Source organism: Pseudomonas sp. P4_C3, from assembly GCF_056402075.1.
On sequence record NZ_JBFUIC010000384.1, the window covers coordinates 1 to 3,457 of the forward strand.

Here is a 3,457-nt window from a genome sequence, read left to right on the forward strand (position 1 = left end):
GCGTGGCAGCCGGGGGACGGGCTGCGACAGGATCAAAGGTTAAGGGCCGCGACGCCTGTCTCGTTAGTCGATTCCTGCCGGTGCGTTGCACAATCCTGCGAAACTGCATGGACAGCCTGTAACAAACGGTAAAACCCTGTCACGGTTCTGCCATACGAGTTTTGTRTAGGAGCTGCCGAAGGCTGCGATCTTTTAGACGCTCATCTATAGAATCAAAAGATCGCAGCCTTCGGCAGCTCCTACACAAAACTCGTATGGCAGAACCGTGACAGGGTTTTACCGTTTGTTACAGGCTGTCCATGCAGTTTCGCAGGATTGTGCAACGCACCGGCAGGAATCGACTAACGAGACAGGCGTCGCGGCCCTTAACCTTTGATCCTGTCGCAGCCCGTCCCCCGGCTGCCACGCGACTCCCCGGGAGGGTTGAACATGTCCACGCAGATCCCCGTCAGTCATATGGCCTTCGTTCGAGCGCGCGCCGGGCGTTCGGCGGAACTCGGTGTGCGCCTCAGCGCCCTGATCGAACCGTCCCGCGCAGCGCCAGGCTGCCTGAGCTTTGCCTTGCAGCATTCGCAATGCGATCCGGAATTGTGGCTGGTGTCCGGTTTCTGGAGCAATCAACAGGCCATGACCGCGTACTTCAGCACGCCGGCGATGGAGATTTTTGCCGAGCTGGTGCAGGAGCTGGTGGTCAACAGTCTGGATTTCCACACCTTCAAGGATGTCTCGGTGGCGCAGGCCTTGCGGCAGTCCGCAGTGGCGGTACACAAACTGGCCGGTTGAGGGTTTAATGACGGCATTCTCAACCAGCCAGGATTCGCGACATGGCACGTAAAGCCTTTGATCACTTCGAAGCTGTTTCCGCTGTAGTACCGGGCGAGGGTGGTTACCACGCCGCTATCGCCGTCAAAGCGCTGGGCGGTGCCGGCGCCCCGCGCTTTCACAAAGTGCTGGAAGGCCAGATCTTCAAGACCGCTCACGAGGCCGATGATGCGGCCGCCAAGGAACTGACCCGCCTCAAGGACGTCAAGGAAAACACCGACCTGCTCTGGTGATTCTCACCGCCCCGGGCGGTACATCTTGAACAACGCCTCAGGCCCCAGCTGGAAATAATCCGCTGGCCCGCCGCCGCGCAGAATCGGTTCTGCCGCGGCGGTGTCGTATATCCCATCCTTCAACAGCCACTTGGCGATATGCACGGCGACCACTTCGCCGAGGATCAGCCAGCTGGGCACTACATTGCCGTCCGCCCGTTGCAATTGGATGATCTGCGTGACCTTGCACTCGAAGGACACCGGGCTCTCGGCCACCCGTGGCACCTGAATGACCTTCGAGGCAACGGTCGTCAGGCCGGCCAATTCGAATTCGTTGACTTCAGGCCCGACCATGGCGCAGCTCTGGTTCATCTGCTCGGCCAGCGGCCGGGTGGCCAGGTTCCAGGCGAACTCGCCGGTTTGCTCGATGTTGTTCAGGCTGTCTTTGCGCCCGATGCTGGAGAAACCAATGATCGGCGGAATGTAGTTGAAGGCGTTGAAGAAGCTGTAGGGCGCCAGGTTCAAGCGGCCCTCGGCATTCTGTGAAGAGATCCAGCCGATGGGGCGCGGGCCGACGATGGCGTTGAACGGATCGTGGGGCAGGCCGTGGCCGTTGGCGGGTTCGTAGAAGTGGATGTCGTCGGGCATGGAGTAATTCCAGGGCGTAGTTCGGGTGGCGTTCATAGTGCAAGGATGAACCGCTGAATTCCAGTCGACTCTACCCTCTGTAGGAGCGAGCYTGCTCGCGATGGTGTATCAGATAAGTTGGTGCCGACTGACACTCCATCGCGAGCAGGCTCGCTCCCACAAGGGGTTATGTTGATTCAATAAAAAGGGGCAGACCCCGGTGAGATCTGCCCCTTTTCCTTGAGGCTTGATTTAGTCCGTGACGATCCGTGAATGCTTGCGGGTGTCTTTCATGGTGACGTACACCAGTAACGACACGGCAATACATGCGGTCACGTACCAGTAGTAACCCGTCTCCATACCGATGCTCTTGAACCACAGCGCGATGTATTCAGCGGTGCCGCCGAAGATCGAAACGGTCAGTGCGTACGGCAGGCCCACGCCCAGGGCGCGGATTTCGGTCGGGAACAGTTCGGCTTTCACCACGGCATTGATCGAGGTGTAGCCACTGACGATGATCAGTGCCGCCATGATCAGGAAGAACGCGCCCCACCAGGTCTGGATGGTGTGCAGGGTGGTGAGGATCGGCACGGTGAACAGGGTTCCCAGGATACCGAAGGCAATCAGGATCGGCCGGCGACCGATTTTATCCGACAGCCCGCCGATGACCGGTTGCAGGCACATGAACAGGAACAGTGTGGCGGCGGAAATGGTGGTGGAGTCGGAAATGCTCATGCCGACGGTGTTCACCAGGTATTTCTGCATGTACGTGGTGTAGGTGTAGAACGCCAGGGTGCCGCCCATGGTCAGGCCGACCACGGTCATCAGTTCCTTGGGGTGACGCATCAAGGTGCGCATCGCGCTTTCCTTGGCTTTTTCTTTCTTGGTGAAGGACTCGGTTTCTTCCATGCCACGACGCAGGTACAGCGCCACAACGGCACACAGCGCGCCGATGGCGAACGGGATGCGCCAGCCCCAGGCGTAGAGCTCCTCGGTGGTCAGGAAGTTCTGCAGGACAATCAGCACCGCCAAAGCGATGAGCTGGCCGGAGATCAGGGTCACGTACTGGAAGCTGGAGTAGAAACCGCGACGCTCCTTGGTCGCCATCTCGCTGAGGTAGGTGGCGGAGGTGCCGTATTCGCCACCCACCGACAGGCCTTGCAGCAAGCGCGCGAACACCAGCAGGATCGGCGCGCCGATTCCGATGACTTCATAGCTCGGGCTCAGGGCGATCAGCAGTGAGCCGAAGCACATCAGGTACACCGAGGCCATCAGGGCCTTTTTGCGCCCGACCTTGTCGGCATACAGCCCCATCAGCCAGCCACCGATCGGACGCATCAGGAAGCCCACGGCGAAGATCGCGGCGGTGTTGAGCAGTTGGGCGGTGGTGTCGCCTTTGGGGAAGAAGGTCTTGGCGAAGTACAGGGAGAAGGCGGCGTAGACGTACCAGTCGTACCACTCGACCATGTTGCCGACGGAACCGCTGAAAATCGATTTGATGCGGCTGGACGTGGTTCTTTCTTTGGCCGGCAGGGCAGCCGACCCAAGCGGCAGGGAGTTGGAGTTATCCATTGAAGGATCCTTCATTTAATTGTTTTTGTGGAGCGCGAATAAACGCAGCCTGCAGGGGCTATAGCAGGAGCTGTGCCAAAGGGAAGAGGGCCGGTTTAGAGGGGGGAAGGCGTTTTTGTGAGCGGAAATCCGCTTATCCGTGGTGGGCGACGAGCGGAAAATTGCTTATCGGGAGGGGGTGTATTGCCTTTGCCGGCCCCATCGCGAGCAAGCTCGCTCCCACA

4 protein-coding genes are annotated in these 3,457 nt (G+C 59.4%); 2 read left to right on the forward strand and 2 right to left on the reverse strand.

All coding sequences use genetic code 11. The annotated features are described in order from the left end of the window. The first annotated feature begins 429 nt into the window (after window positions 1-429). Together AC1DVH_RS27990 and AC1DVH_RS27995 are read left to right on the forward strand one after the other, a co-directional pair. Window positions 430-783 carry a putative quinol monooxygenase gene (locus AC1DVH_RS27990; protein ID WP_477756519.1) on the forward strand — a complete coding sequence of 118 codons (354 nt, stop codon included), beginning with the start codon at window positions 430-432 and terminating at the stop codon, window positions 781-783. A 41-nt stretch (window positions 784-824) separates the two neighbouring features. Then, window positions 825-1,055: a hypothetical protein gene (locus AC1DVH_RS27995; protein ID WP_223532182.1), complete on the forward strand. Its 231-nt coding sequence runs from the start codon at window positions 825-827 to the stop codon at window positions 1,053-1,055. A 3-nt stretch (window positions 1,056-1,058) separates the two neighbouring features. Here AC1DVH_RS27995 and AC1DVH_RS28000 read toward each other — a convergent pair whose 3' ends face one another. Beyond that, window positions 1,059-1,682 carry a flavin reductase family protein gene (locus AC1DVH_RS28000; RefSeq protein WP_477756520.1) on the reverse strand — a complete coding sequence of 208 codons (624 nt, stop codon included), beginning with the start codon at window positions 1,680-1,682 and terminating at the stop codon, window positions 1,059-1,061. Between the two features lie 231 nt (window positions 1,683-1,913). Continuing rightward, window positions 1,914-3,233 (reverse strand): MFS transporter, encoded by a 1,320-nt coding sequence (locus AC1DVH_RS28005; RefSeq protein ID WP_477756521.1) that lies wholly within the window; start codon window positions 3,231-3,233, stop codon window positions 1,914-1,916. Window positions 3,234-3,457 lie beyond the last annotated feature (224 nt).

Bases quoted from the DNA above. Each gene is read 5' to 3' on its own strand.
- AC1DVH_RS27990 (WP_477756519.1), top strand. From the start codon at position 430: ATGTCCACGCAGATCCCCGTCAGTCATATGGCCTTCGTTCGAGCGCGC.
- AC1DVH_RS27995 (WP_223532182.1), top strand. From the start codon at position 825: ATGGCACGTAAAGCCTTTGATCACTTCGAAGCTGTTTCCGCTGTAGTA.
- AC1DVH_RS28000 (WP_477756520.1), bottom strand. From the start codon at position 1,682: ATGCCCGACGACATCCACTTCTACGAACCCGCCAACGGCCACGGCCTG.
- AC1DVH_RS28005 (WP_477756521.1), bottom strand. From the start codon at position 3,233: ATGGATAACTCCAACTCCCTGCCGCTTGGGTCGGCTGCCCTGCCGGCC.